The sequence below is a fragment of the Pseudomonas sp. Z1-29 genome (genome assembly GCF_051131995.1).
In the GTDB taxonomy this organism is placed as follows: domain Bacteria; phylum Pseudomonadota; class Gammaproteobacteria; order Pseudomonadales; family Pseudomonadaceae; genus Aquipseudomonas.
Genome location: NZ_CP071645.1, coordinates 3496314 through 3522852 on the forward strand (window position 1 = coordinate 3496314; position 26539 = coordinate 3522852).

The window sequence follows — 26539 nt, forward strand, 5'->3', positions numbered from 1 at the left end:
TATCATCGATATACGAAACATATGGAGCCGCACATGGGCATTGTCAACATCGACGACGAACTTCACGACCAGCTACGCAAGGCCACCAAGGTCTCCTGCCGTTCGATCAACGCGCAGGCGGCCTTCTGGATCAAGGTCGGCATGCTGTGCGAGACCAACCCTACCCTCAGTTTCAACGAGATCATCCAGCGCGAACTCAGCGACGCCGGCGTTACGGCGCAACCGTTGGAGGCGAACTGGCAATGATCAAGCGACCCGAAGAACTGGCCCTGATGACCGAGTCTGGCCGACTGCTCGCCTTGGTGTTCGAACGGCTGGATCAAACCAATTTGATGGGGCTGTCAACGCTGCAGATCGATGCAATGGTCGAGGATTTCATCGTCCGTGATCTCCATGCGCGCCCCGCCAGCAAGGGACAGTACGGGTACGGTTTTGTACTCAACTGCTCGATCAACGAAGTGGTCTGCCATGGTGTGCCCTCGCGCTGGCGAGTGCTTCAAGACGGCGACATCGTCAATCTGGACATCACCCTGGAAAAGAACGGCTATATCGCGGATTCGAGCAAGACGTACCTGATCGGCAACGTCGACCCAGCCGCCAGGAAGCTGGTCCAGGTCACTTATGAAGCCATGTGGAAGGGCATCCGCGCCGTCCGCCCGGGCGCTCGCCTGGGCGACATCGGCTCGGCCATCCAAGGCCATGCGACACGCAACGGTTATTCGGTGGTCCGTGAATATTGCGGCCACGGCATCGGCCGGCAAATGCACGAGGAACCCCAGGTGTTGCACTTCGGCAAAGCGGGAACGGGCCTGGTCCTGCGCGAGGGCATGGTCTTCACCATCGAGCCGATGCTCAACCAGGGCACATGGGACGTCAGGACCGAAGCCGACGGCTGGACCGTGGTGACCCGGGACGGCGCGCTCTCCGCGCAGTTCGAGCATACCGTGGCCGTCACGGCGTCCGGTTTTTCGGTGCTGACGTTGCGGCCTGATGAATCGGACAAGATCACGGGCACGCTTTGAACTACTGCTTATTCATCTTGTGGGAGCGAGCCTGCTCGCGAATGCGGAGCCACAGCCGATAAAGATGCCGAATGTGCCGAACCCTTCGCGAGCAGGCTCGCTCCCACAGGGTCTTTCGAATCCGCCGGGCGAACAGCTCGATGGATGCCTAGGTTTCGGCAACGCCAGCTTCCAGCTCCAGTTCATCACGGCGATGGTCAGCCTGCCGTCCCAGCCGCCATCCAAGGCCGGCCCACAGCAACGCACACCCTGCGCCGATCAACGCGACCAGGCCGGCGCCCTGCCCCAGCATGTCGAGCGCCGTCTTGATCCAGCCGCTGACCGCATCACCGCCGCGATAGACCACCGTGTCGATAAAGTTCTTGGCTTTGTATTTATTTTCCGCATCCAACGGCGTGAACAGCATTTCCCGGCCCGGCCTCACGAACGCGTACTCGCCGATCCTTCGCACAATCATCAATGTCGCGAGGATCGCAAAGCCTGGCGCCAGTGCCAGACCGACGAAGCCGATGCACATGATCAGCGGGACGATCGCCAATAACGCACCGATGCCGAGCTTCGGGGCGATGCGCCCGGTGATGAACAGCTGGGACAGTAGCGCGCCCGCCTGCACAATAAAGTCGATAGTGCCGAAGACCCTTACCTGGGCCTGGCGGTCCGGAAACAGCTCGGCCACCAGACGTGCCTGCTCGAAGTAGAGAAAGGTGCTGACCGTTGCCAGCAGCACGACGAAACCGGCGATCCCCAGCAGGTACGGCGAACGGAACACCGCCGTCATGCCGCTGAACGGATTGCCAGTCAGGGGCCGCTGCGGGCTTTGCGTGGGTGCCGCGCCGGGACGCCCGGCCCCACCGGTTTCACGCCAACGCATCAAGGTTCGTTTCAATCCCAGCGTGGCCCCCAGCAACACGGCTGCCACGAACATCAACCCCGAGGCACCGAGGCTGTCGATCAGCAGCGCACTCAAGGCCGGCCCGAGCAGGCCACCGGTGCTGGCGCCGGCCGCGATGAAGGCGAACAGGCGCTTGGCCTGCTCGCTGTCGAATACATCAGCCATCAGGCTCCAGCCCACGGAGACGACGAACAGGTTATAGACCGAAATCCATACGTAAAAAGTACGCGCCAGCCAGACGTTGTCCGAATCGAACTGGAACAGCTCGACGAACATCAGCAAGTTCAAGACGAAGAAGCCATACACCCAATCGACGAGGCGCAGGCGCGGCACTCGCGCGCTGAGCCAGGCGAACAACGGCACGGCCACCAGCATGACGAGAAAGGTCGCGGTAAACAGCCATTGCAGATTCTCCACACCCGCGGCGATCCCCATCGACTCACGGATCGGACGCAACATGAAGTAGCCGGTGAACAGGCAGAGGAACAACAGGAACCCGCACATTGCCGGACGCAGTTCATCGTCACGGGCGTTGAGGGCCAGGCTCAGCCGATGCAAATAGGAAGGGGTACTCATGGAAACTCCTGGGAAACGGCAACAAGCCGGAGGTCGAGCGCGGGGACGAATGCCCGCGCCCAGGCTGCGTCAGCGATAGGTCACGCCGGTCAGTTGCTCGGAGATGGCCCAGAGCCGTTCGGCATCCGCCTGCGAGTTCGCGGCAGGCGGCGTCTTGGCGATACCCAACGGACCGCGCCTTTCATCGTCCCCAGTCGGGCCGTAATAAGCACCGCCCACGGCTCGCACAGCGGTAGCGGCATACAACGTGGGCAACGCGCCTTGCGCCGCCGAGTGGTACGCGTCGCGATCCTTTGCCCAGCGCTGGCCGAACTCGCTTTCGAGGCCGGGCCCGCGCGCGACCAACTCGGTGACCGCTACCCCGGGGTGCGCCGCCATGCTGCGAATACCCCAGTTTTCGGCGTCACTGCGCCGCTGCAAGGCAAACGCCCAGTGCAGGACCGCCAGTTTCGATTGCGCGTAGGCCGCGTACGGGTCGTATTTGCGCTCGAACTGCAGGTCATCGAAATTCATCGTGCCGCGCGTCGCCGCAATACTTGAAACGCTCACAACTCGGGCGTCCTGGCTCTGGCGCAAGAGCGGCACCAGCAGGCCGGTCAGCGCGAAGTGCCCCAGGTAATTGGTCGCCAGTTGCAGTTCGAAACCGTCGGCAGACGTACCGCGCTCTGGCGGCGCCATGATGGCGGCATTGTTGATCAACACGTCGAGGCGCGGCAGCTTGCTCTGGAGACGCTGGGCCAGCGCGCTTACCGATGAGAGATTCGCCAGGTCCACGGCCTCGAATTGCACCTTGGCATCGGGCACGGACTCGCGGATACGGGCGATGGCCTCCGCGCCGCGCTCCGGGTTGCGGGCGGCGATAATGACGTCGGCACCGGCACGCGCCAATGCCAGCGCATCTTCATAACCCATGCCGCTGGTGCCGCCGGTGATCAGGACAATCCGGCCTTTCTGCGACGGTATGTCGCTGGTGGACCAGTCGGGTTTGGGTGCAACGCGAGCCGATGCTTCGACGCTGATGGCGCTGAACAGCGCTACGCCCGCAGCGAGCGTCCGGGCCAGCGTGATGATTCGGCCCAGGTTGGGCGAAAGTCCGATTGCGGGGATTGTTGTTCTATTCCACATGACTGGCTTCTCTGTTGGGGGCGATGAAGGGGTATGGCCGGTGTTCACTGGATGGAGCACGCATCGGCCAGCTGCAGGAAGCTGACGTGCCGGAGTTCACCCTGGGTATCGACATAGGTCATCTTTGCCCGCACCACCTCGCACACCGACGGGCTCGGCGCCTCGATGCGAATGGCCTGGGCCACGTCCAGCGGCATGCCGTATTCGTAAGCCGGGGGATTGGTTTGCTCTTTCGCATAGAGCGGCGCACCGCCTAATGCGATGACGGCCAACAGACTGGCGATCGACAGGTTCTGAATGTTCATAGTGGTCTCCACAAATGCCCTTACCGGGATAGTGGTTGCACTTTATGAGGGGGACACTGACGTCAAGGTGACTGGCGCCTGACAGGAACATGTCAAACGCCGGCGCCGGGAAAAACGCGATGGCTCAGCCAACGGGATATTGATGTGCTGGCCTCTTCGCAAGCAGGCTCGCTCCCACAAGAAATCGATGGTTTACCTTGAATTTTGCGGCTACTGGAGATCCACTGTGGGAGCGAGCCTGCTCGCGAAAGCGCCAGTTTGGCTTACGGCGATGTTGAAGCTTCGCGAGCCAGTGACTAGCGCGCCGCCTGGCTCGTCAGGGAAAAGCCGAAGGTGTTGAGTCCGTCCTGGCTGTGGGCGAACACCCGCCCACCGTGCATCGACGCCACCGCCCGCACGATGGAGAGCCCCAGGCCATGGTGCGCGTCGCTTCGGGCCCTGGCGACGTCGGCTCGATAGAAGCGTTCGAACAAATGCTCCAGGTGCACGCTTTCGATCGGTTCGCCGGCGTTGGAAACGCTCACCCTGGCCTGCATCCCATGGTCTTCCAGGCTGACCGTGATGGTGCTTGCCGGCACCGCGTAGCGCGCCGCGTTTTGCAGCAGATTGGCCAGGGAACGGTGGAACAGACGCCGATCGATGCACACGCGCATGTCGCCCTGGATCACCACGCTCAGCTGTTTGTCGTGCAAGACCGGCTCGAGGTATTCCACGGTCTTCGACGCTTCCTCGTAAAGCGAGACATCGCTCAGCTCGGTTGCCCGCTGGCCGCTTTCGGCGCCCGCCAGGAACAGCATGTCGTTGACGATGGTGCCCATCCGTTCCAGTTCTTCGAGATTGGACTGCAACAGGTCCTGGAGCTCATTCACGTCCCGCCCGTGGGCCAACGCGACCTGGGTCTGCCCGATCAGGTTGGTCAGCGGCGTTCGCAGCTCATGGGCCACATTGGCATTGAACCCTTCGAGCTGGCACCAGGCGGCTTCCTGGCGCGCCAGGGCGCCGTTGAACGACACCGCCAGCTCCTGCAATTCGCCAGGCAGCGCCTGCGTGTCGAGTCGCTGCTTCGAATCCCCCGGCGGCAGACTGTTGGCCTGCCGGCTCAAGCGCCGGACCGGGCCCAGGCCAAAACGCGCGATCCAATAGCCGAGCAGCGCCACCAGCACGACCCCCAGCGCAGAAGTCAGAATCAATATCCGCGTAAAATCATCCAGTGTCTTCATGAACGGCGTCGAATCCAATCCCACGATAAAACGCAATTCCGGACGGCTGCCCATGGCCGCAATGGTCTCGACCATCAGCACCATAGGGCGGTCTCGGTCGGGCAGATCGAGGGTGGCGAAACCATCCGGGCGCTTCGACCAGTCCAGGCCGTCCGGCATCGGCCCGCCATAACTGTAGGCCGGGTCGTCGACCACCACCCAATAACGCACGCGCTCATCCGCGGGCGTCAGGCCATCGAGCTTTTGTCGCAAGCCGACCCAGAACGCCGGCGAATCGTATTTGGCGAGCACCGGATCGAGCACCGAATGGCGCAGGATCAACTCGTTCTGCATCTGCTCGTCGAGCGACTGCTTCAACGAACAGCGCAACAGCGTCGCACTGACCGCGGTGATCAGCGTGACTGCAAGCGCGAACATCAACGCCAGTCGCTTGGCTATCGATCCCTTCATCACGCTGTACCCGCTTGCCTGTCACTGAGTTCACGGCTCTCCAGCACATAACCCATGCCGCGCACGGTATGCAGCAACTTGCGCGGATACGGCGCATCCACCTTGGCCCGCACCCGCTTGATCGCGACTTCGACCACATTGGCGTCGCTATCGAAATTCATGTCCCAGACCTGCTCGGCAATCATCAACTTGGAGAGAATCTCACCCTGGTGTCGCGCCAGCAGGCTCAACAGGCAGAACTCCTTGGCGGTCAGGTCCAGGCGCAGCCCGGCCCGGGTTACCTTGCGCGCCTGCAGATCGACCTCCAGGTCATCGATGCGCAAATGCGTCGGGTCGGCGGCGTCATCGGCACGCCGTCGGATCAATGCCTGGACCCGCGCAACAAGCTCGGCGAAGGAAAACGGTTTGCCCAGGTAGTCGTCAGCACCCTCGCGCAGCCCCCGGACCCGATCATCCACCGTGCCCCTGGCCGACAACATGATCACCGGCGTCTTCTTGTGCAGGCGCAAGCCCTGCAACACGCCGTAGCCGTCCTTGCCCGGCAGCATCACATCCAGGATCACCACGTCGTAATCCATTTCCAACGCGTAATGCAGGCCATCGATACCATTGGTCGCGACATCGACAATGTAGCCAAGCTCGCTCAAGCCACGATGGACATAGGAAGACGTTTTTTCTTCGTCCTCGACGATGAGCAACCGCATCGGATATTTCCTCCAGCAAAGGGGTGCGCTGCACAGGCGCTCATGCATGTTTCAAGCGGCCCGGGCAGACGGGTACAGCGTCCAGCAGAGTATCGGGCCGAAGGTGTCCGCAGGCTGACCGCTTCCTGACATTCCTGTCAGAATTGGCGCGGCCGTGCCGGCGGTTCGACTTATGGCCGCCCCTCGAAATTGACCATCCAGGCGACCCCGAAACGGTCTTCGAACATCGCAAAGCGCTCCGCCCAGAAAGTCTTGCCCAAGGGCATCTGCACGCTGCCGCCGGCACTCAGGCCATTGAACAGCCGCTCGGCCTCCTCCGCGCTGTCGACATTGAGAGACACCGACACGCCTTGCGGCTTGCTGAACGGTTGGCCGGGCGCGCAGTCGGAAGCCATCAGGCTGAAGCCGCCCACGGTCAGGCAGGTGTGCATGATCAGATTGGGATCCTTGGGCATGCCGACGTCCTCGGGCGCCTCGGCAAAGGACATGGAAAAAAGCTCGCCGCCCAGCACCTCCTGGTACAACGCGAAGGCTTCCTTGCAGCGGCCGTTGAAGGTCAGGTAGGGAATGATTTTCATGTTCTGCTCTCCTGTCTGCGGTTTCACGATTGATCGGATATCTGCGCTCGCAAACGTTCTTCCTGCTCGCGCAACTCGGTGGTAAAAGACTCGCCGAAATCCTCAGCCTCGAAGATCTGGCGAATTTCAATCTCACTGTCGCTGACCATAGGGTTGGGGCAGCGCTTGACCCAGTCGACAGCTTCCTGCAACGACTGGACCTGGAAGATCCAGAAGCCGGCGATCAATTCTCCTGTTTGGGCAAACGGGCCCTGGACGACGGTCCGGTTGTTTCCGGAAAACTGTACGCGAGCACCCTTGGCACTGGGATGCAGGCCTTCACCGGCGAGCATCACCCCGGCCTTGACCAGTTCTTCATTGTAGGCGCCCATGGCGGTCAGCAGCTGCGCGCTGGGCATTTCTCCGGCTTCGGATTCGGGACTGGCTTTGACGATCACCATAAATCGCATGCTCATAGCTCCTCAGAATAGATGGATCAAGCCGTCCGTGTGGCGGCTCTGCAGGTTAATCGAATGGCGATGACGCAAATCGACAACCCGAGGCGATTTTTTTGAACCATCGCGTGTAGGGCGTCCAGTTACTCACGATTCGTGAAGAAAGCTTTCACGGGCCGTACCTTCGTACCACAGCGCGCTCGCCCTAGAATGGGTGCAACAACCAAAAGGAGTTTCGAGCGATGTTTGCCTCATTTGAATCGGGTCGATGCCACGTCAACGGTATCACCGTCAACTACCGAAAAGGCGGCAGTGGCCAAGGCTTGCTACTGCTTCACGGGCACCCTCAGACTCACGTGATGTGGCACAAGATCGCCGAGCCGCTGGCGCAGCATTTCACCGTGGTGGCGGCGGATCTTCGGGGCTACGGCGACAGCGAAAAACCGCCGAGCGACGCGCAGCACCTGGCCTACTCCAAACGCCAGATGGCGCTGGACGGGGTGAAGCTGATGCGCGAACTGGGATTCATAAAGTTTGACGTGTTGGCTCACGACAGGGGCGCACGAGTGGCCTGTCGGATGGCGTTGGATCACCCGGACGCAGTAAAACGCTTGATCGTTCTGGATATCGCTCCGACGCTGGCGATGTACGAGCAGACCAATGAAGCTTTCGCCCGAGCCTACTGGCACTGGTTCTTTCTGATTCGCCCAGCCCCTTTTCCCGAGACGCTCATTGAAGCGGATCCGCAGCTGTATCTGCGCAGCGTCATGGGTGCTCGCAGCGCGGGCATGGCGCCCTTCACCGAAGCGGCATTGGCCGAGTATCTGCGCTGCCTGAGACTACCGGGGGCAGCCCATGGTCTGTGTGAGGACTACCGGGCCAGTGCCAGTATCGATCTGGAGCACGACAAGAGCGACCTGCAAGCCGGCAGGAAACTCTCTATGCCTCTACTCGCCTTGTGGGGATCCGACGGCGTTGTGGGTCGCTGCTTCGATCCGCTTGGAGAATGGCAAAAGGTCGCTAGCGACGTCCGGGGAAAAGCCTTGCCGTCGGGGCATTACATTGCAGAGGAAGCGCCAGAGCTTCTGATTGACGAGGTGCTCGGGTTCCTGCTCCCACCGGTCCCCGGCGCCAGGTGATTTCACGCGGCGAAACTTCCGCGGCATCAATTGCGAACATTTCCAGAGGCTGAAAATTCACGCTCCAGCGTCTATGGTAGATACTTGCAACGGCGGCCATCGTCCAATAACAAGATCGCTGTGAAGGCCCTTCGCGGGCCTCACGCCTGATGGAGCAATTCATGACCCTGCATGACTCGCAGACGATCCCCGGCGAACTCGCGGCGTTCGTCAACGACCACTTTTCCGGGCGCGGCCTCAGGCCGGACGGGGTCATTGCGCAATCCTGGTACCGCAGCGTCGTGGAGCACCGGCTCGATCCTGGCGCGCCGAGCCGCAAGAATATCCTCAGCGCCGACGCCATACGGCGTCATCAGGAACAGCACCAGCAATATCTTTCCATCGCCAGCCAGGGCGTCAGCGGCCTGGCCCAGCGCGTGGTGCCAGCCGGTTTTGCCGTACTGCTGAGCGACGAGCATGGCATCACCCTGGATTCCCGGCTCCCCAGCCAGCACGACATCTACACCCGATCGGGGCTGGTAGTGGGCGCGCAGTGGGACGAGTCGGTGGTGGGCACCAACGGCATCGGTACCACCCTGGCGGCGGCGCAGCCGTTGATCATTCATCGTGAGGAGCACTTCCTGGCATCGAATTTCAGCCTGAGCTGCTCGGTGGCGCCGATCTTCGACGCCCAAGGCTTGTTACGCGGCTGCCTGAATGCGACCTGCATGAACAACGAGGGCCCTCGTGAAAGCCAGTACCTCACGCTGCAACTGGTGATCATGTACGCGCGGCTCATCGAGAACGCAGACTTTCGCCAGCGCTATCGCGACCGCTTGACCCTGTCCCTCAAACCCATCGATGAAATTGCCGACCTGGCCAACGAGCAACTGCTCGCGCTCGATGAAAGTGGTCGCGTCATCGGCGCCAACCGTGCCGCGTTTGTCGCGCTGGAGCTGGCAGATCAGCCGGCACTGCTCGGCACGCTCATCGACAGCCTGCTCCCGACTACGGTGGACGAACTGCTCCGGCTCACCAATGGCGGCGCCCAGGGTGTGCGCTTGCGCCGTCGTCAGGATGAAGCATTGCTGGACGTCGGCCTGCGTATCCCTTCCGAACGGCACCGCCCGCTGCCCGTCGCCCGCCCGGCCCCTGAGGCTCACCCGGATCTGCAGCAACTCGCCGGTCTCGACGCCCGGCTGCAACAAAACGTGCGACGCGTGCGCAAGGTGATCGACAAGGGCATCCCGATCCTGATTACCGGCGAGACCGGCACCGGCAAGGAGGCCTTTGCCCGTGCCATCCACCAGGCCAGCCTACGTCGCGCCGGGCCTTTCGTGGCATTGAACTGCGCGGCGATTCCGGAAACGTTGATCGAGAGCGAGCTGTTCGGCTATCGCGCCGGCAGTTTCACCGGCGCCAACCGCAAAGGCATGAAAGGCAAACTGGAGCTGGCGAACGGCGGAACCCTGTTCCTTGATGAAATCGGCGACATGCCCGCCCATTTGCAGACGCGTTTGCTGCGGGTGCTGGCGGAGCGTGAAATCTCGCCTCTGGGGGCCGAGGTGCCGGTGACTCTGGATGTCCAGGTGATTTCGGCTACGCACCAGGACCTGCAGGCGATGATCGGCGACAAGCGCTTTCGCGAAGACCTGTTCTATCGCCTCGCCGGCATGAACCTGGCGCTGCCGGCCTTGCGCGAACGCAGTGACCGGGCCGATCTGATCGACAAGTTGCTCGCCGCCCAACCTGGCGCCCGCGGGTTACGGCTGAACGCCGATGCGCGCCAATGCCTGATCGACTACCCGTGGCCCGGCAACATTCGCCAGTTGCTCAATAGCCTGCGCTACGCGGTGGCCCTGGCGGAAGACGGCGTGATCGACCTGGATTGCCTGCCCGGCGAATTACTCTCACCGCAGGCGCTGCGGTTGCCTGGCAGCGCCCAACCGTCGACCAGCAACCTGGGTGAACAACTCAGGAGCGAAGAGGCCCGTCAACTGCTGGGTACCTTGCGTCGGCTGCGCTGGAACATCAGCGCCGCTGCCACCGAACTCGGCGTTTCGCGCTCGACGCTGTACCGCAAGATGAAAAAGCACGGCGTCGTCACGCCCAACGATCAGCCCTGACGCTACTGGAAGGTTTTCGACAGCCCCGTGGCGAGGGAGCTTGCTCCCGCTCGGCTGCGAAGCAGTCGTAAACCAGCGGCTGCGGTGCATCTGATGCTCCGCGTTTCGCCAGGTTTGGGGTCGCTTCGCAACCCAGCGGGAGCAAGCTCCCTCGCCACGGGATCGCCGTTTTCCCTCGGACAGCATCAGGCGGGGAGCCGGCATTTTTCCAAGCACAGGTGATGATCAGATTTGGATGTAAACCACATGAGTATGGGTGTACTCATACAAACCGTGCTTGCCATCCGCGCCGCCGATACCGGATTTGCGCGCCCCCGCATGAAAACCCTGCATCGCTTCGAAATTCTCCCGGTTGATGTAGGTTTCGCCGAAATCCAGTTCATGGCTGGCGCGCATGGCCGAACTCAGGCTGCGGGTATAGATCGATGAGGTCAGGCCGTATTCGCTGTCGTTGGCCAGGGCGATGGCTTCGTCCAGGTCATCGACAATCTGGATCGGCAACACCGGGCCGAAAATCTCCTGGCGCATGATCGCCATGTCGCTGCCACACCCGGCCAGCACCGTCGGCTGGTAATGAAAGCCTTGGCCCTTGTCGGCCACCGCGCCGCCGGTGACCACTTCGGCCCCCTGCCCCGTGGCGGTCCGGACCATTTGTGCGACCTTGTCCAGCGCCGCCTGGTTGATCAGCGGGCCCATGTCCAGATTGTCTTCGGCCAGCGGGTCGCCGTAGCGGGTCGCGGCCATCGACGCGGCGATCTGCTCGATGAATTGATCCGCAACCTTGCGTTCGACGTACACCCGCTCGGCGCAGTTGCAGACCTGCCCGGTGTTGATCACTCGCGATGCGGTGACAGCTTTGACCGCCAGCGCCAGGTCGGCGTCCGCCAGTACGATCGCCGGGGCCTTGCCGCCCAGCTCCAGGTTGAGCTTGGTGATGTTCGGCGCCGCCGCGGCCATGATTCGCGAGCCGGTGCCGACGCTGCCAGTGAAGCTGATCAGGTCGATGCCGGCATGGCGGGTCAGGTCATGTCCCACGGTTGCGCCGGTGCCGCTGACCACGTTGAACACGCCTGCCGGCAAGTCGGTTTCGGCGACCAGGCGGGCGAACTCGAAGCAGTTGATCGGGGTTTCTTCGCTGGGCTTGATCACGATGGTGTTGCCGGTCACCAGCGCCGGCGCCATCTTGCGTGCGATCAGGAAGAACGGGAAGTTCCACGGCAGGATGCCGGCCACCACACCCAGGGGTTTGCGCAACAGGAAGATGCTTTCGCCGGCGCGATCGCTGGTCAGCACCTCGCCTTCAAGGCGCCGCGCCCATTCCGCCATGTAATCCAGATAGTCGGCGGTGAAGCTGACCTCCACCCGCGCCAGCCCCAGCACCTTGCCCTGTTCAGCGGTGATGATATGGGCGAGGCGCTCGGCGTTGTCGCGCACTTTGCTGGCGATCTTGCGCAGGTAACCAGCGCGTTCGATGGCCGGGCGGGCCGCCCAGCCTTTCTGCGCCTTGCGCGCCGCGGCAATGGCCGCTTCAACCTGTTCGCCGCTGGCTTGCGGCACCCGCGCCAGCAAGCGTCCGTTGGCCGGGTTGTGCACCTCGATGCTCGGTTCGCTGGGGACAAAGGCGTTGGCGATGAAGTTCTGGTAATCGATGATCTCGGTCATGGGTCTGCTCTCGCGGTCAGTGTCGAAAGCGATGCAGAGGCGCACCGGCCCCTGCGTCGCGGGCGTTCATTTGGCGCTGAAGGTTTTCCAGACGCCGCCTTCCTGCTGCAGGTCGTGGGCGCGCTTGATCAGGTATTGATGAATCTGCTCGACCTGTTCCGGCGTGAAGGCATCGGCAAAGGACGGCATGCCGTCAGGTACTCGGCCGCCATAAAGAATGCCGAGGAACATCTGGTGTTTTTCGCTGGTCAGCTTGCGCAGGTCCGGCAGCACGCCACCGCTGACGGCATGGATGCCGTGGCACTGCGAGCAGTAGCCGTCATAGAGCTTGCCGCCGGCGTCCACCGCCGCCATGTCAGCGGTTAGTGGCGGCGGTTTTGGCGTGTCGACAAGCGGCGCCGGCTCGTTGAGTTTCGCGGTGCCGCCCAGTTTGTAGGTCAGCACCTGGGAGAACGGCCGCACCCCGGCACGCAGGGACAAAGCCCCGGCAAACGTCGAGAAGGCTCCGCCCCAGCCGGCCATGAAGGTGACGTATTGCTCACCGTCCACGCTGTAGGTAATCGGCGCGGCCATGACGCCACTGGCCGCCGGCTGCTCCCAGAGTTTCTTGCCGGTGTCGGCGGCGTAGGCGATCACCCGGCCATCGGCGCTGCCCTCGAACACCAGGTTGCCGGCAGTGCTCAAGGTGCCGCCGTTGAAGATCGTCACATAGGGCACTTCCCAGGCCGGTTGCTGCTTGACCGGATCCCAGGCAATCAGTTTGCCCGACCAGCCCTTGGCCATTTCCAGCAGCCCGTCGGCATCCTCCGGCATCATCCCGGTGCGCAGGCCCAACTGGTACATGCTCTTGAACGGGTTGCGCTTCGGCGCCTCGGGGATGTGCTCGTAGTACGCCGACATGATGTGCGCCGGGATATACACCAGGCCGGTGTTGGGGTTGTAGGACATCGGCTGCCAGTCGTGGGCGCCCCAGAACGCCGGCGTGACCAGTTTGCGCTTGCCATCCTTCCAGTACGCAGCGTTCTCGTCGTCGACGATCGGCCGGCCGGTCTTCATGTCCATGCCCTTGGTCCAGCTTTGCGGCACGATCCCCTTGGCCGACAGCAGCTCACCCGTGGCGCGGTCGATCACGTAGAAAAAACCGTTCTTCGGCGCCTGCATCAGGACCTTGCGCGGCTTTCCATCGATCGGCAGTTCCGCCAGGATCATGTGCTGGGTGGCGGTGTAGTCCCAGGCGTCTCCCGGCGTGGTCTGGTAGTGCCAGGCGTACTCGCCGGTGTCGGCGTTGACCGCGACGATGGATGACAGGAACAGGTTGTCGCCCTTGGCCTGGCTACGCCATTTCGGGTCCCACAGCGAGCCATTGCCCACCCCGATGTACAGCAGGTTCAAGTCCGGATCGAAAGCGAAAGAGTCCCAGGCCGTACCGCCCCCGCCCTGGGCCACATAGGCATCGCCGTGCCAGGTCTTGGCGGCGATCGCCATGGCCTTGTCTTCGGGCGGCAGCTTGGGGTCACCCGGTACCGTGAAGAAACGCCAGGCCTGCTTGCCGGTTTCAGCGTCGTAGGCGGTGACGTAACCGCGTACGCCGAACTCGGCGCCGCCGTTGCCGATCACCACTTTGCCGTTGACCACCCGCGGGGCCCCAGTGATCGTATAGCTGCGCGAGTGATCGGCGCGGGTGTCCACCGACCAGGCGCGCTGGCCGGTCTTGGCATCGATCGCCTCCAGGCGCCCGTCGAGCACACCCACGTAGACCTTGCCCTTCCACACCGCCACACCCCGGTTGACCGCATCGCAACAGGCCTCGCCGGCGCGGTTGCGGTCAGACTTGGGGTCGTACTTCCAGATCAGCTTGCCGTCGCGCGCATCCAGGGCGTAGACCACGGAGAACGGACCGGTGGTGTACATCACGCCATCGACCACGATCGGCGTGGCCTCGACACCACGATCCAGGTCGAGCTTGTAGCTCCACGCGAGGCCCAGCTGGCCAACGTTCTGGTCGCTGATTTTGTTCAGGGGGCTGTAGCGCTGCTCGTCGTAGGTACGGCCGGTGCTCATCCAGTTACCCGGCTCCCGGTCGGCGGCAATGATGCGCTTGCCATCGACATTCGCCGGCATGTCCTGCGCCCAGCCTGGGGCGGCATTGAGGGTAAGCGCCAGCACGATAAATAACGTCTTGATGGGAACGCGCGGGCACGCGTTCGCAGAAGCAGTAGGCACGGCGAGGCCAATCTGTGTCATGGGAGACTCCTGGTTCTTATTAGTAGCGAAGCCATTGCGCTGCGCACCAGAAGAAGAGCAACCCCCATGCCACCGTTATGAATATCGCTGCAGGCCCCGCAGTACGGGGCCCTCATTCCTGGCCGCCGATTGCGTCGACGTGCGACAGCTGTCGCATTGGCCGCGACAGTTGTGCCGGACCTGACACAACGCAAGCCGACACTCAACGCTGTGGAGTATGACTGGCTCCAAGCGCACACCGGCCCAGAAACTGATCGAAGGTTACTGTCAACGAGGATGCCGAGGGGTGACCTTATCGCGCCCTACCCCTCCGCACCGGGCTCGTCGCGATGTACGTGGGTTTGCCACGCCCCCCATTTGCTTTCGAAATACGCCTGGTTTTTGTCCCAGAGCGCCTGGTATTCGCCGCTGGCGATCAGCTTGCTGAACGAGGCCTGCCCGTAGTGATGGATAAACGCATCTTCAGCGCAGACCGTGCGGTAGCCGGCAGCCTGAACACGACGGCTGTAGTCGTCATCTTCGAACAACCCGATACCGAACGTTTCATCCAGATACCCCACCTCATCGAAGGTGGTTCGGCGAAAGGCGACACAAAACATTGCGAGCATGGAGATATCGAACGACTGCCCCTTACGGGCTTCGGTGTAGTGGTCTGCAAACGCCTGCATCTGTTGGATGTCGGTATAGGAAATCTCGATCTTCGCTTCGTTTCCTACCGCATTCGTGACCGGCCCGACCAGGCCGATACTCGGGTCACGCAAATGCCTGACCAGCGGATCGAGCCAACCGCCCGGTACCACCGTGTCGTTATTGAGCAGTAGCAGGACGTCACCGTCGGCTTCTCGCAAACCCTGGTTGTTCGCCGTAGCGAAGCCCCGGTTGTCCGGGTTGAAGATGATCTTCGTGAACGGTACCTCACGGCCCAGGCGTTCAAGATAATCTTGCGTACCATCGTCCGAGCCGTTGTCGACGACAATCAGTTGGTAATTGGGCCAGGTGGTATTACGCAGAATGCTGTTGACACATTGAATCGTCAGATTGAGGTTGTCGTACGTCACGATGACGATGGAGACTTTCTCGTACAGCCCGACGATGGCAAGTTGCATGCTATTAAATCGATCCTTCCAATCGTTGGCCCGAGCGAGCTCCACACGCCGCTTGTAAAGGGCCAGATCGCGCTCGGCCAGGGCACGCTCGATCTGCTCGATGAACTCATCGACTCCGGTTGCGAAGTACAGCAGGTCCTTGTAGATGGCGATCTCCGCCAGTGGCGTGGAGATCACCGGTTTGCCGACGCTGAGGTACTCGTAGAACTTCACCGGATCGACCGCATGGGTCACGTTGTAGAGCCTGAAGGGAATCAGGCACGCATCGAAATGATCCAGGTACAGCGGCATGTCGGTGTACGGCTTGCGGCCCAACAACCGCACATTGGGCTTGTGCTCGAGCCCCGCCAGGTCCTCGACGAAAACATCCCCCACCAGGATGAAATTCCACGTCGGTCGCAGGTCCGCCAACGCCGCCAGCAGTGGATAATCGAGCCATTCAGCCAAGGCGCCGTAATAGCCAATCACCGGGCCGACCAGCCCGCTCAGCACATCGTTGGTAAAACAGTGCTGGTGGAAAAAAGCAAAATCCACAGCGTTTCGCACCAGCACGCAGCGAGGGTTATGAGCGCACCATTTCTGGTAAAGCACCGCCGCGGAAACGGTCACCAGATCGGCCTGGGCGACCAGCGTCTTTTCCTCGCTCAACAGTTGTTCGCCAATGTTCGGAAAACCATCCCAGTCATCCATGCAGTCATAGTGAATGCGCCAGCCATGCAGCGTACGCAGGCTCAGTACCACGGGACTCCAATAAGCAATATGCACCACCGAGAGGGCGGTTCTGATCTGCATGTCAGTGACCAATGCAGCAATCGCACGCAGCAACGCCTGATGGTTCTCAGGCGTCACTATCTTTTCGTAATAGGCCATTTGCACATCGCGATGCAGCGCCACCTCGAAAAGGTTGGACGCCACTGACGTCACTCGATAAAGCTGTCCCTGCTCCGGCACACTGGATGGAACGATATAAAACACCCGATAACCATTGCTCGCGAACTGGCTCATCAACTGCTGCGGTCGCTGGAAGCGCGCGGCCCAGTCGATATTGGCGAAGCAGAGAATATCCAGCTGCCCTCTGGTGGCGAAATCCGCTTGTACCTCAACGTTCGGCAACGGTTCCGGCGCTGCCGGGTAGACGATTGCCGGAGCCGTTTCGGGAAACTCCCGGTAGGCGGAAAATCCATAACGCAGCACCCGGAACAGCGTACGCAGTGGCCGGGTGAAACGCCACGAACGGGTGTTTTGCAGGAAGTCGACTTTCGCCAGCGCGGTATCGCGCTCATTGACGGCCGCATCTCGCTGAGCCAAGGCGGCGTTCCGGTCGAGCAAGGTGCTGTCGGGCTTAAGCATGCGGGTACCGATGCAGCGGCGTGCTGTCATCCGGCGGCCACATGGAACTGCGCGAGCCCGGCCGGTAGAACGTTGCGGTCAGGCTACGACGGGAAGAATGGCAGCCATTGACTACGGGCGTGACGGCATGCCAGGAATTATCCGAGCGCACCAGGATCGCCGAATTACCCACCAGGGGCTCGATCTCGGCCGCCACTGCGCTGGGATCGTTGCGGTGCAGGATGGTCAGGCAACCGCCGTCGTTGCGGTCCCAGGACTCATTGAAATAGAGGATATGGGTGACCAGTTTATCGGGCAGGTCCGGATGGGCGCCCAGGCTCGCACCCGGACCGTAATGAAAGACATTGACCTCCATCGGCACGCTGCGCAGATCGATTCCAGTCATTTGCGACATGGCTTCGCGATAACCAGCCGAGCCAAGATCCCGAGCCAGCCGCAACCATGCCTCGCTCAATTCCTGCGCATGAGCGATGGTATCGTCGCCCATGCCCAACAAGGCTCGTGCCTCGTAGTCATAGTTTTTTTCACCGCCATAACCACTCACGGTCTTGAAGTGATCATGAGGAAAAGACGCTGCCAACGCGGCGGCATCCTCGGCCGAGTAAAGGTTGCCGATTTCAGCCCATGAGAACGGCTGATCCTTTAGCGCCGCTGGCGTGAGACGAGAGAGATCTAGCATTGTCGGTCTTTGTTCGCTGTCAGGTTTCTGATACCACGGGCGATGGAACGCAGTGGCGCGGTCATTCGGAATGAATTGGAGTTCTGCAGCTCACGCATCCTGGCATCGCTGCGAGCCAGTTGCTCACGGAGCTGGATGATCCGTTGCTGTTGGGCAAGCTCTCGTGCTGCCAGGTCCTGCGCGGGTTCGTTGATCTGCGGCACAGGGATGACCGGACTCACCGGCGATTCAACTTGCACTGGGTCGCACGTCTCGGCCGCGGCTTCGAGCAGATTCGGCAGGTGCTGCAGAAAAGCCCCCAGCACCGGCTGTGACGCCGTTTTACCTTGGCGAATGATCTCAGCGACTCGGTCCCAATGCTCCACCAACTGATCCGCCGCCGCACGCGCCAAGGGCGATGGCTGAGTCTTGCCCACGCGGGCGAGGAACCATTGCGGATCGATCGTCGCGACGTTCGGCAACGCATGTAGCGTGTCGAACCCCGCCAGCGCCGTGTACTTGCCCGTGGTCAGGTCCGCCGAGCAAAACACCGGCACGCCAAACGCCAGGGCGGTGATCGCCAGGTGATAGCTATGGCCGATCACCGCTTGGGCCTGGCTGAGAATTTCGGCCATGAGCAACGGCTTCGGCCAGAACGGCAAGGTGATGGATCCGGGCAGCCGCCCGGCAATCACTGACGGATCGTCGCCCAGGACCGGTCCAATCGGCACCACCAGGAACTGGTAGCCCAGGAACGCCTCAGGGTGGTCTTCGAACAATTTTACAAAGGACTCCACCACATGAATGGCGTGGATCACGATGTAGGGCCCGGTCAGCCCGGCATGCTCGCGCAGCCGAACAAACTCGGCCGAGGGCCGTTGCTCATCGATCAGGCGCGGCAAGCCGAACGCGGTGTCGGGCAGCACTTCGATCTCGATTTGCTGGCTGAGCGCGCCGAGGGTATCGCGCGACAGGGCATCACGGACGCGCACGTACCGGCTCTGCTCAAGGGCCATCGTCAATAACGGCCTGGCCCAATCGGGGATACTGTTGCAATGCATCCCCGGTGCATTCCACATGACCGGAACCGCATGCTGCAGCGCGATGAGCGCGGGGGTCAGCCAATAACCGGTAGGGTGATGGATGTCGGCAGTGGTCGGACCATAGCCATGGGCAACGACTTTATCGAATCGGATCAGGAAACCACCGCCGATCAACACGCCATCCAGGCCTGCCGCTACAGCGGGCAGCTCTGTCAACGACGTCACCGCATAGGGCCATTCGGATGGGGTTTTCCCATGATAGGAAAACCGCTGCAGATTGACCGAACCCAAGCGCCGGGCCAGCTCTGCCTCGGCGATGATGGGGAACAGCAGGTCACCATAGTTTTCTACGTCGAAGGTGCCGAAGATAGCCACCTGCCACGTGCGCTCATCCAAGTGTTCCGCCAGGTCCTCCTCTGCTTGAATCCCGCAGGTCTTGGGAGGCGACTCGGCCGCTCGCGGGTCGACGCTCTGCAATCCCAGGTCAACCATACCCAGGAAATGCTTGTGGCTGGGCAACATGTCGAACGCCAAGGGCGCGACTTGCTTCTCGATCAGTTGCGAGGTGTCTTCCGTCGCGCCATGCAACAGCTTGAGCGTGACGTGGTAACGCCCCTCGGCGAGGTTGGCCGGGAAGCGCACCGTAATGGCCGTATGCCGCCAGCCGTTTTCGACCGGGCCCGGTTGCAGGGCGAAGTTGCCCCCGCCGATCACCAGCAGCCTCGCTTCCTGGATAGTGAAGCTGATGTTGGGCTGAGTGATCGACTCATGCAGTAACGCTTCAACGCGAATCTCGATGTCGTCGCCATACAGGTAACTCGAAGAAAGCTGCCGAGTGTTGGTGAAGCAGGCGGCGCTGATGTGTCCCTCCCCGGTTCCAAAGGCCATCCCCTGCTGACCGCCAATAAAGGATTTTTGTGTAACCGGTATGGCCCCGCCACTGGCCCAGCGACGTTGCTCGTCACGCATGTCGAGCAAGTGCAGCTCGGCCATTTCATCGGGCGAGCCGCTGGCAACGACGCGGCCTGCGCGCAGATAGATGACCCGGTGGCAAAACCGTTTGACCATGCTCATGTCGTGGGAGACGAACAGCAGCGTGGTGCCTTTGGCAGCCAGTTCTTCCAGGCGATTCAGGCATTTGAATTGAAAAGATGCATCGCCGACGGAGAGGGCCTCGTCGACGATCAGGATCTCCGGTTCCACACAGACTGAAACGGCGAAGGCCAGCCGTACCAGCATCCCGCTGGAATAGATTTTGGTGGGCTGGTCGATGAAGTCGCCGATGTTGGCGAAGGCAATGATGTCATCGAAACGAGCATCGATTTCCGCGCGACTCAAGCCCAGCACCGCCGCGTTCACATAGACGTTCTCGCGGCCGCTGAACTCCGGATTGAAACCCGACCCGAGCTCAAGCAACGCCGCAATCCGGCCATGCCCGCGAACACTGCCCCGGGTCGGCATCAACGTTCCGCAGATCAGTTGCAACAAAGTGGATTTGCCACTGCCGTTACGGCCGATTATGCCGACGGTCTCCCCCCTTGCGATGGTCAGGGAAACATCGTCCAGGGCCCAGAACTCGCGGTAGAAACGCTTCCTGCCGCGCACCAGCATCTGCAACAGGCGGTCCTTGGGCGCATCGTAGATCTGATAACACTTGCTCAGGTTCTCGGCGCTGATGGCCACTTCAAACGACATCGGCAAAGCCCTTCCATGAGTCACTTCCGTTAGCGGCACTACAGAATCACTCCTTCGCTGGGCACTGCCGATGAGTTAAGCACAAATGGGGAAAAAAACTTCGAATGCCCTGAACTTGGCCTACCCTCCATGAGGATGCGATTCACCGAGTTTCGATTTTTTGTCCTGAGGCCCCAGTACCAATGCAGTCGTTCAACACTTCCCCTGCCGCCATGATCAAGAGTGTGCTGGTCAATCGAATCCTGATCTACGTGTTGATCCGCAGGGAGATCATCGGTCGTTATAAAGGCTCGGTGCTCGGTATCCTATGGTCGTTCTTCACCCCGGCGTTCATGCTGGTGGTCTACACGTTCGTCTTCAGCGTGGTCTTCAAGGCCCGCTGGTCGGGTGGCGGCGAGTCCAAGAGCGAATTCGCCCTGGTGCTGTTCGCAGGCCTGCTGGTGTTCAACCTGTTTTCCGAATGCCTGAACCGCGCGCCGGGCCTGGTGCTGGCCAATACCAACTACGTCAAAAAGATCGTCTTCCCGCTGGAAACCCTGCCGATGGTGTCGCTCGGCGCTGCGCTGTTCCACATGGCGATCAGCATCCTGGCCTGGCTGCTCTTCTATATCGTGCTGTTCGGAACCCCTCCGGCAACCGCCCTTCTGCTGCCGTTGGTGCTGTTTCCGTTGGTGTTGTTGACGCTGGGTATTTCCTGGTTCCTCGCCTCGATAAGCGTATACCTGCGCGATATCGGCCAGTTCATTGGCATTGTCATCACGGCGATGCTCTTTCTCTCGCCGATTTTCTATCCCCTTTCGATACTTCCACAAAGCTACCAGGCGGCGTTGCAGGCGAACCCCCTGACGCTGCCGGTGGAAATGGTTCGTGACGTACTGTTCTGGGGCAGGACACCGCAATGGGCGCACCTGGCAACTTATTCGGCAATTTCCTTGTCGATTGCCTGTGCCGGATTCGCCTGGTTCCAGAGGACACGCAAAGGCTTTGCCGATGTCATATGAGTTTGTTGACGTGGCGCCTCGTCCAGCAGCCGCTATGCTGATGGATGGCACGGCTGGAACCTGGGCCTGCCTGGTTATTGAAGTCGACAACAAACCTGAACGACCCGGGGTGCGTTGCCGTAATGTCCAAGGGACTGGAAGAACGCATGGATCAGATCAACCGTCTTGTCGATCACATTGACAAACTGACTCGCTCAACACAGTCCAGATCCATTGAAGCCTTGCAGCTGGTCAAGGAAATCGAGAATCGGGACCGGCTGATCAAGCAACTGAACCTGGGCTCACAAGCGCTTCGCACTCGCCTGTCGCTTCAGGAAGGCAAGGCCGGGCGACTGCGCGAGCAATTGCAAGTGACCGAACGGCGCCTCAAAGACACCCAGGCATTACTTCGCGCAAAAGAACGGCAAGCGGTGGAGCTGTCCGATTGGGCGGTGGATCTGCGCGCACAACTGGCGGCGAAGCAGACTGAGCTGTTCAAGCTTTCTGACTGGGGCAACGCCATCGAACGCGCACCGCTGCGTTATTCGATACGCAAGCAGCTGTATAAATTATCGCGCCGGATCTACGCCTGGTTGCCGCTCACCGCACAGCAGAAAAGCAGGCTGGCCCAGCGGCTTCGAAGCTGGCTGAAACGCACCACGGCGACAGCCGGCGAATCATCGGCGTCCCCAAGCCTCGCGCCGCTGCAACCCCTGCCACCACCGATTGACCTTGCCGTGCCATCCGGTCACGGGCAGCCGACGATCCTGATGTTCGGCGTGATCGATTGGCACTTCCGCATCCAGCGCCCACAAAACCTGGCCAAGGAGCTGGCGCGGGCGGGACAAACGACGTTTTATATTTCCAACCACTTTATCGACGATGATGCCCCCGGCTTCGAGGCGGAGCGCCTGGAGGGCTCCGAGCGGCTGTTCCAGATCCGTTTCAAGGTGCGCGGGGCTCCGGCCATTTATCATGCCCCGCCTTCAGCGGCCGCGATCAGCCAGTTGCGCCAAGGCCTGGCCATGCTGCTGGACGCGGCGAACGTCGCCGCCGTGGATTGCATCGTCCAGCACGCCTACTGGTTCCCGCTGGCAAGACGTGTCCCCAACGCCACGCTGGTCTATGACTGCATGGATCATCACGAAGGTTTCGGCAATGTTGCCCAGGAACTGCTCGACCTGGAAATCGCCTTGATGCGCCGGGCCGATCTGCTGGTGGCGACTTCCGACTGGATCGAACAACACGGCAAGCGGGAAAACCGCAACGTAGAGGTGATCCGCAACGCCTGCGAATACGGTTTTTTCAGCCAACGTCCCGACAAGATCTACCGGGACCCGGCCAACAGAAAGATCATCGGCTATTACGGCGTCATCGCCGAATGGTTCGACCTGGAGCTGGTCAAACGCGTCGCCCAGTCCTTCCCACAGCAGCTGATCCTGTTGATCGGCAGCGATATCGTCCAGGCGAAAAAATATTTCAAGGCCTGCCCGAATGTGGTCCTGGAAGGCGAAGTCCCGTATGCCTCCCTGCCCTATTACCTCTACGCAATGGATGTTTGCCTGCTTCCGTTCAAGGTCATGCCCCTGACGCTCGCCACCAATCCGGTCAAGGTCTATGAATACCTGAGCGCAGGAAAACCGGTAGTGTCGGTGAAGCTGCCAGAGTTGAGCCAGTTCGGCAAACTGGTCTGGGCTGTTGAACAGCCGACTGAGTTCGTCTCGGCCATACGCGGTGTACTCGGTGCTCTGCCAGAGGTCGGCGCAACGCCAAAGGCGCGTCAATCGTTCGCCCAGGGCCAGACCTGGCAGCATCGGGCCGCCAGCCTGCGCAAGGCCATCGCGTCATTGCCCCTGCCCAAGGTCAGCGTCGTGGTGTTGACCTACAACAACCTCGAACTGACCAAGGCTTGCCTCGACAGTCTGTTGACCCAGAGCCAGTACCCGAACCTCGAAATCATCGTGGTCGACAACTGCTCCAGCGACCAGACCCCGGCCTATCTCACTGCCTGGGCCAAGGGACATCCCGAACGGATCGTCATCCTCAATCCGGACAACAAGGGATTCGCCGCAGGGAACAACCAAGGGCTCGCGGCAGCCAGTGGCGAGTACCTGGTCATCCTCAACAACGACACGGTCGTCACCGCCGGATGGATCAGGGGGTTGATCCGTCATCTGAAGGACCACGAGGAAATCGGCATCATCGGTCCGGTCACCAACAACATCGGCAACGAAGCCAAAGTCAGCACCCGTTATGGCCGGATGGAGGACATGCCCGCCGAAGCCGCGCAAATGACCCGTGCCCGAATGGGCGAGTGGTTCGAAATCAACACCCTGGCGTTTTTCTGCGTGATGTTCCCGCGCTCGACCTACGAGCAGATCGGCGGTCTGTGCGAGGAGTACGGCCTGGGGTTCTTCGAGGATGACGATTACTGCCGCCGCGTGCAGCGTCGCGGCCTGCGCGCGGCTTGCGCCGAAGACGTCTTCGTCCATCACCACCTGTCCGCCTCGTTCAACACCTTGGGTGCCAGGAAAAAACAGGCACTTTTCGAGAAGAACCGGGCGATCTACGAGAACAAATGGGGATCCTGGGTTCCGCACACGTACCGAGATGTATAGGCCCCTCTTGGATGCAACGCTGTTTACGAGCGTTGACCAACCGTGGCGAGGGAGCTTGCTCCCGCTGGGCTGCGAAGCGGCCCTGAACCCGGCCACCGCAGCGTGCCAGGTAGGTTGCATTCAGCTTTTGGGGCTGCTGCGCAGCCCAGCGGGAGCAAGCTCCCTCGCCACAATGGATCGAGAAAGCCTTAAGCGAGTTCCTTCAGCCGAGACGATATTTTGCCCGGATCAAGCCTGAAATACGCAGTGGTGCTGTTGGTTTTACTGGCGAGTACGGCGGTTGGCGTGTACGGTTTTTCGACGCTTGAACTGGCGTCCATGAACAGCAGTAGCCGCACGATACTGCTGTCAGTGGCAGTCCTGGCGGCCCTTACCGCTTTCACTCGCAAGCCGCCGATCATTCTTTGCCTCGGCCTGCTGGCGTGCCTGACCATTGCCTGCGCGCAGATCTGGCCGGTGGTTGTCGTCGCGGTCTTCGCGCTGTCTGCCACCGTGCTCGGCAGGTGGCTGCTCAGGCAAGAAAATCCGGCCGACTGGAGCATCCATCTGCTGATGGGCATCGGCACGTTCGGTACGCTGACAGGCCTGGCTGCGTATATGCCGATCAACTATCCCTGGCTGTATGGCGCGATGTTGGCACTGCCGCTTGTACTGGGGCGCAAACAGGTCCTGTCGATAGGTCGCGAACTGCTGGCACAAATCCAGGCCACCCGCTCGGCACAAACGCCCCTGCAAACCGGGCTCGATGTATTGATTGGCGGCTTCGCCTGCCTCTACGTGCTGGTAGCCTTCATGCCGGAGGTCGGCCACGACGCCTTGGCCATGCACCTCTTCGTCCCTTCACACCTGGCCCAGCGGCACCAATGGTCGTTCGATGCAAACACCTATGTGTGGGCCGTCATGCCCATGCTGGCCGACTGGATCTATAGCATCGTCTATATGCTGGCGGGCGAAACGGCGTCACGCCTGAGCAATAGCGCATTCGCCTTGCTGGTGGCGTGGCAGATTCGCAACATGACCCTCTGGGCCGGGGGCTCCGCCACGAGCGCTCGCGGGGCAAGCCTGATCTTTCTGTCGACGCCCCTCGCCTTCGCTGAAAGCAGCAGCCTGCACATAGAGTCGGCGTGGACCGCCTTCATGCTGGCCGGGACCCTGGCAATCCTGAAGGTCTCAGGCTTCACTGCGGATCCTCGGGAACGCCTGTCGCAACTGGTCCTGGCCGGTGTCCTGCTGGGCTTCGCCATGGCGACCAAGGCAGTGACCCTGAGTGTCCTGCCGGTCCTGCTGTTGGTCCTCTTGCTGCAGTACAAGGCCTGGGCCGTGCGAGGAATCGCCAAGACCCTCATGCTCGGCAGCGCCGGCCTGCTGCTGGCGGGCGCTACCCCTTACGTCTGCGCCGGGTACTTGACCGGTAATCCGGTGTTCCCGTTTTTCAATGGGGTTTTCCATTCGCCGCTCTGGCCGGACATGAACTTCGAACCGCCCGCCACTTTCGGTACCGGAATGACCTGGGACACCCTCTATCGAATGGTCTTCCAGTCGCCGCAGTTCATCGAGGGGCGGGTCGGCGCGGCGGGTTTCCAGTGGCTGCTGCTACCCACGGCGGCCGTCGCCGTGCTGCTGAGCGGCAACAAAAAAGCGCTGTGCATTCTCCTGGTCGGCGCCGGCGCGATGTTCATGACGTTCCAGTCAACGGCCTACCTGCGTTATGTGTTTCCCTCCTTTGCGCTGTTCTCGGTGATCCTCGCCCTGCCCTTTTCCGACGCCAGGGCCTTCCCCCGCAGCCTCGCCATCGCGGCCGGTGCCGTGTTGGTCCTGGCCAATACCCGCTTCATCCAGGCCGCGACTTACTATGGCGAAATCAAACCCTCGGCACTGTTGAGCCAGGCCGGTCGGGAGGCCTTTTTGCTGGAGCGCCTGCCGATCCGGAAAATGGTCGACACCGTCAACGCCTTGAACAGCGGTTATCAACCCGTGGCGGTTTTTGCGTCGCCCTTGATGGCGGGTTTGCATGGCGATGCCCTTTACGCATCGTGGTACAACCTGAAGTGGAAGGGCGAATTCGACGCAGCGACCTCGCCGGCGGAGCTTACCCGGCGCTTGCGCCAGCGCCAGGTGAACTGGCTGGTGATCGATCTCAAGTCTCTTCCCCAGGCGCAACTCGACCGCCTGCTCGCCGTGTCCACGTCATATTCCAGGCTGGGTAACCTGGACCTGCGCAAACTCAACGCCACCCACTACGAGCTCCTGCTCAATCCGGACCTGTCCAGCCTCGACGGCTGGAACCTGCTGTCGCCCTCGACCTATGACACCTCGCGCAAGATCCTGACCGTCAACGTCAACACACCCGCCACCCAGCGCGTCGACGTCACGCCGGGGCTGACCTACATCAACAGTGTGTCCGCACGCTGCGCGGAGGCAGCCACTACCGGAAGAATCCAGGCCAACTGGATTGACGACCAAGGCGACTTCATCAGCGCCAGCATCGCAACGTTTGATTGCACCACGCATTGGGAGACCCATGAGATGAGTGTCATCGCCCCGGCTAATGCCACGTCCGCGGTCATTTATGCGTCCGGGCATACCGACACTCCCCTGGAGTTCAAATCACTTTCATTCAGGCAATAGTTGGC

The 26539-nt window shown here is 61.3% G+C and carries 19 protein-coding genes and 1 pseudogene; 7 read left to right on the top strand and 13 right to left on the bottom strand.

Annotated elements, in window-relative coordinates; translation table 11 throughout:
* Positions 1-33: 33 nt before the first annotated feature.
* Together J3P84_RS15660 and map are read left to right on the top strand one after the other, a co-directional pair.
* On the top strand, positions 34-246 hold the full coding sequence (locus J3P84_RS15660; RefSeq protein ID WP_434568766.1) for a ParD-like family protein: 213 nt from the start codon (positions 34-36) through the stop codon (positions 244-246).
* Positions 243-1022, top strand: a complete 780-nt coding sequence (gene map, locus J3P84_RS15665; RefSeq protein ID WP_434624207.1) for a type I methionyl aminopeptidase — start codon at positions 243-245, stop codon at positions 1020-1022. Before J3P84_RS15660 ends, map begins: the two co-directional genes overlap by 4 nt.
* Before the next feature lie 148 nt (positions 1023-1170).
* Here map and J3P84_RS15670 read toward each other — a convergent pair whose 3' ends face one another.
* The 7 genes from J3P84_RS15670 to J3P84_RS15700 form a co-directional block, all read right to left on the bottom strand.
* Positions 1171-2490, bottom strand: a complete 1320-nt coding sequence (locus J3P84_RS15670) for an NTP/NDP exchange transporter (RefSeq protein WP_434624209.1) — start codon at positions 2488-2490, stop codon at positions 1171-1173.
* Positions 2491-2559: 69 nt separating this feature from the next.
* Positions 2560-3615, bottom strand: a complete 1056-nt coding sequence (locus J3P84_RS15675; RefSeq protein WP_434624211.1) for an SDR family oxidoreductase — start codon at positions 3613-3615, stop codon at positions 2560-2562.
* 44 nt (positions 3616-3659) lie between these two features.
* Complete coding sequence (locus J3P84_RS15680; protein WP_434568770.1) at positions 3660-3920, bottom strand: DUF2790 domain-containing protein; 261 nt, start codon at positions 3918-3920, stop codon at positions 3660-3662.
* 296 nt (positions 3921-4216) lie between these two features.
* Positions 4217-5590, bottom strand: a complete 1374-nt coding sequence (locus J3P84_RS15685; protein WP_434624213.1) for a heavy metal sensor histidine kinase — start codon at positions 5588-5590, stop codon at positions 4217-4219.
* Positions 5590-6294, bottom strand: a complete 705-nt coding sequence (locus J3P84_RS15690; protein WP_434568772.1) for a heavy metal response regulator transcription factor — start codon at positions 6292-6294, stop codon at positions 5590-5592. The genes J3P84_RS15685 and J3P84_RS15690 overlap by 1 nt, the downstream gene beginning before the upstream one ends.
* Before the next feature lie 170 nt (positions 6295-6464).
* Positions 6465-6872 carry a VOC family protein gene (locus J3P84_RS15695; RefSeq protein WP_434624215.1) on the bottom strand — a complete coding sequence of 136 codons (408 nt, stop codon included), beginning with the start codon at positions 6870-6872 and terminating at the stop codon, positions 6465-6467.
* A gap of 23 nt (positions 6873-6895) precedes the next feature.
* On the bottom strand, positions 6896-7321 hold the full coding sequence (locus J3P84_RS15700; RefSeq protein ID WP_434624217.1) for a YciI family protein: 426 nt from the start codon (positions 7319-7321) through the stop codon (positions 6896-6898).
* Between the two features lie 227 nt (positions 7322-7548).
* Here J3P84_RS15700 and J3P84_RS15705 point away from each other — a divergent pair, with 227 nt between their 5' ends.
* The gene (locus J3P84_RS15705) at positions 7549-8445 is read left to right on the top strand and encodes an alpha/beta fold hydrolase (RefSeq protein ID WP_434624219.1); all 897 of its coding nucleotides are present in this window, start codon (positions 7549-7551) and stop codon (positions 8443-8445) included.
* 161 nt (positions 8446-8606) lie between these two features.
* The gene (locus J3P84_RS15710; protein WP_434624221.1) at positions 8607-10550 is read left to right on the top strand and encodes a sigma-54-dependent Fis family transcriptional regulator; all 1944 of its coding nucleotides are present in this window, start codon (positions 8607-8609) and stop codon (positions 10548-10550) included.
* A gap of 225 nt (positions 10551-10775) precedes the next feature.
* Here the strand turns inward: J3P84_RS15710 and aldA are convergent, their stop codons facing one another.
* From aldA to J3P84_RS15740, 6 genes and pseudogenes are all read right to left on the bottom strand, one after another.
* A complete protein-coding gene (gene aldA / locus J3P84_RS15715) occupies positions 10776-12212 on the bottom strand; it encodes an aldehyde dehydrogenase (protein ID WP_434624223.1) in 1437 nt (478 codons plus the stop codon).
* Positions 12213-12278: 66 nt separating this feature from the next.
* Complete coding sequence (locus J3P84_RS15720) at positions 12279-14456, bottom strand: PQQ-dependent dehydrogenase, methanol/ethanol family (protein ID WP_434624225.1); 2178 nt, start codon at positions 14454-14456, stop codon at positions 12279-12281.
* Positions 14457-14758: 302 nt separating this feature from the next.
* Positions 14759-16912: a glycosyltransferase gene (locus J3P84_RS15725; RefSeq protein WP_434631355.1), complete on the bottom strand. Its 2154-nt coding sequence runs from the start codon at positions 16910-16912 to the stop codon at positions 14759-14761.
* Positions 16905-17591 (bottom strand): 2OG-Fe(II) oxygenase, encoded by a 687-nt coding sequence (locus tag J3P84_RS15730; RefSeq protein ID WP_434624227.1) that lies wholly within the window; start codon positions 17589-17591, stop codon positions 16905-16907. The genes J3P84_RS15725 and J3P84_RS15730 overlap by 8 nt, the downstream gene beginning before the upstream one ends.
* Positions 17585-19105 carry a polysaccharide pyruvyl transferase family protein gene (locus J3P84_RS15735; RefSeq protein WP_434631358.1) on the bottom strand — a complete coding sequence of 507 codons (1521 nt, stop codon included), beginning with the start codon at positions 19103-19105 and terminating at the stop codon, positions 17585-17587. Before J3P84_RS15735 ends, J3P84_RS15730 begins: the two co-directional genes overlap by 7 nt.
* Positions 19079-20308, bottom strand: a pseudogene (locus J3P84_RS15740) (ABC transporter ATP-binding protein); the annotation flags it as partial. The gene J3P84_RS15735 and the pseudogene J3P84_RS15740, both read right to left, overlap by 27 nt.
* Positions 20309-20490: 182 nt before the next feature.
* Between J3P84_RS15740 and J3P84_RS15745 the strand changes: the two are divergent.
* The 3 genes from J3P84_RS15745 (at position 20491) to J3P84_RS15755 (ending at position 26534) form a co-directional block, all read left to right on the top strand.
* On the top strand, positions 20491-21309 hold the full coding sequence (locus J3P84_RS15745; protein WP_434624229.1) for an ABC transporter permease: 819 nt from the start codon (positions 20491-20493) through the stop codon (positions 21307-21309).
* A 146-nt stretch (positions 21310-21455) separates the two neighbouring features.
* Complete coding sequence (locus J3P84_RS15750) at positions 21456-23906, top strand: glycosyltransferase (RefSeq protein ID WP_434624231.1); 2451 nt, start codon at positions 21456-21458, stop codon at positions 23904-23906.
* A gap of 318 nt (positions 23907-24224) precedes the next feature.
* On the top strand, positions 24225-26534 hold the full coding sequence (locus tag J3P84_RS15755) for a phospholipid carrier-dependent glycosyltransferase (protein ID WP_434624232.1): 2310 nt from the start codon (positions 24225-24227) through the stop codon (positions 26532-26534).
* The last annotated feature ends 5 nt before the right edge of the window (positions 26535-26539 follow it).

Bases quoted from the DNA above. Each gene is read 5' to 3' on its own strand.
- J3P84_RS15660 (WP_434568766.1), top strand. From the start codon at position 34: ATGGGCATTGTCAACATCGACGACGAACTTCACGACCAGCTACGCAAG.
- map (WP_434624207.1), top strand. From the start codon at position 243: ATGATCAAGCGACCCGAAGAACTGGCCCTGATGACCGAGTCTGGCCGA.
- J3P84_RS15670 (WP_434624209.1), bottom strand. From the start codon at position 2,490: ATGAGTACCCCTTCCTATTTGCATCGGCTGAGCCTGGCCCTCAACGCC.
- J3P84_RS15675 (WP_434624211.1), bottom strand. From the start codon at position 3,615: ATGTGGAATAGAACAACAATCCCCGCAATCGGACTTTCGCCCAACCTG.
- J3P84_RS15680 (WP_434568770.1), bottom strand. From the start codon at position 3,920: ATGAACATTCAGAACCTGTCGATCGCCAGTCTGTTGGCCGTCATCGCA.
- J3P84_RS15685 (WP_434624213.1), bottom strand. From the start codon at position 5,590: ATGAAGGGATCGATAGCCAAGCGACTGGCGTTGATGTTCGCGCTTGCA.
- J3P84_RS15690 (WP_434568772.1), bottom strand. From the start codon at position 6,294: ATGCGGTTGCTCATCGTCGAGGACGAAGAAAAAACGTCTTCCTATGTC.
- J3P84_RS15695 (WP_434624215.1), bottom strand. From the start codon at position 6,872: ATGAAAATCATTCCCTACCTGACCTTCAACGGCCGCTGCAAGGAAGCC.
- J3P84_RS15700 (WP_434624217.1), bottom strand. From the start codon at position 7,321: ATGCGATTTATGGTGATCGTCAAAGCCAGTCCCGAATCCGAAGCCGGA.
- J3P84_RS15705 (WP_434624219.1), top strand. From the start codon at position 7,549: ATGTTTGCCTCATTTGAATCGGGTCGATGCCACGTCAACGGTATCACC.
- J3P84_RS15710 (WP_434624221.1), top strand. From the start codon at position 8,607: ATGACCCTGCATGACTCGCAGACGATCCCCGGCGAACTCGCGGCGTTC.
- aldA (WP_434624223.1), bottom strand. From the start codon at position 12,212: ATGACCGAGATCATCGATTACCAGAACTTCATCGCCAACGCCTTTGTC.
- J3P84_RS15720 (WP_434624225.1), bottom strand. From the start codon at position 14,456: ATGACACAGATTGGCCTCGCCGTGCCTACTGCTTCTGCGAACGCGTGC.
- J3P84_RS15725 (WP_434631355.1), bottom strand. From the start codon at position 16,912: ATGCTTAAGCCCGACAGCACCTTGCTCGACCGGAACGCCGCCTTGGCT.
- J3P84_RS15730 (WP_434624227.1), bottom strand. From the start codon at position 17,591: ATGCTAGATCTCTCTCGTCTCACGCCAGCGGCGCTAAAGGATCAGCCG.
- J3P84_RS15735 (WP_434631358.1), bottom strand. From the start codon at position 19,105: ATGGTTGACCTGGGATTGCAGAGCGTCGACCCGCGAGCGGCCGAGTCG.
- J3P84_RS15745 (WP_434624229.1), top strand. From the start codon at position 20,491: ATGCAGTCGTTCAACACTTCCCCTGCCGCCATGATCAAGAGTGTGCTG.
- J3P84_RS15750 (WP_434624231.1), top strand. From the start codon at position 21,456: ATGGATCAGATCAACCGTCTTGTCGATCACATTGACAAACTGACTCGC.
- J3P84_RS15755 (WP_434624232.1), top strand. From the start codon at position 24,225: ATGAACAGCAGTAGCCGCACGATACTGCTGTCAGTGGCAGTCCTGGCG.